This window comes from Halobacillus sp. BBL2006 (assembly GCF_000786645.1).
GTDB lineage: Bacteria > Bacillota > Bacilli > Bacillales > Halobacillaceae > Halobacillus.
The window spans coordinates 1-852 of sequence record NZ_JRNX01000845.1; the positions used below are offsets into that span (position 1 = coordinate 1).

Annotated in this window: 1 protein-coding gene; it reads right to left on the bottom strand. The window is 43.1% G+C overall.

Annotated elements, in window-relative coordinates:
• Positions 1-852 (bottom strand): Glu/Leu/Phe/Val dehydrogenase (locus LD39_RS20345; protein WP_035552914.1); only part of this gene is annotated, 852 nt, incomplete at both ends.

The following is an 852-nucleotide window of genomic DNA, read 5'->3' on the forward strand; positions in this document are numbered from 1 at the left end:
CTAGTAAGATCCCTCGTTCAGATAGAATTCTTGTTGCGTCAAGTGTTGTTGGTCCATTTGCCGCTTCTACTACAATGGTTGCTTTTATGTTATAGGCATTATCTTCGGTAATTTGATTCTCAATTGCTGCTGGGACAAGAATCTCACAGTCCAATTCAAGAAGTTCTTCGTTTGTAATCGTGTTTTTGAACAGGTTTGTTACTGTACCAAAACTATCACGACGATCAAGTAAGTAATCAATGTCTAATCCATCCGGATCATGCAAGCCACCATAGGCGTCAGAAATACCAATAACCTTTGCTCCGCGATCATGCATAAATTTAGCTAAGAAGCTGCCTGCATTCCCAAATCCTTGAACGACTACTCTAGCGCCTTCGACGTTAATGCCTTTTTTCTTAGCCGCCTCTTCTATACAAATGGTAACTCCTTTAGCCGTGGCAGTTTCACGTCCATGTGATCCACCTAAGACCAGCGGCTTTCCAGTAATGAAGCCTGGATTATTGAATTCATCAATACGGCTGTACTCATCCATCATCCATGCCATAATTTGAGAGTTGGTGAACACATCCGGTGCTGGAATGTCTTTAGTCGGACCTACAATTTGACTGATTGCCCGCACATATCCGCGGCTTACGCCCTCTAATTCTCTGAATGACATTTCACGTGGATCGCATACAATACCGCCTTTTCCGCCACCATAAGGCAAATCAACGATACCCGCTTTCAAACTCATCCAAATAGATAAAGCTTTTACTTCTTTTTCAGATACATTTGGGTGGAAACGTACACCACCCTTTGTTGGGCCAACCGCGTCATTATGCTGAGCACGGTAACCAGTGAATACTTTGATGT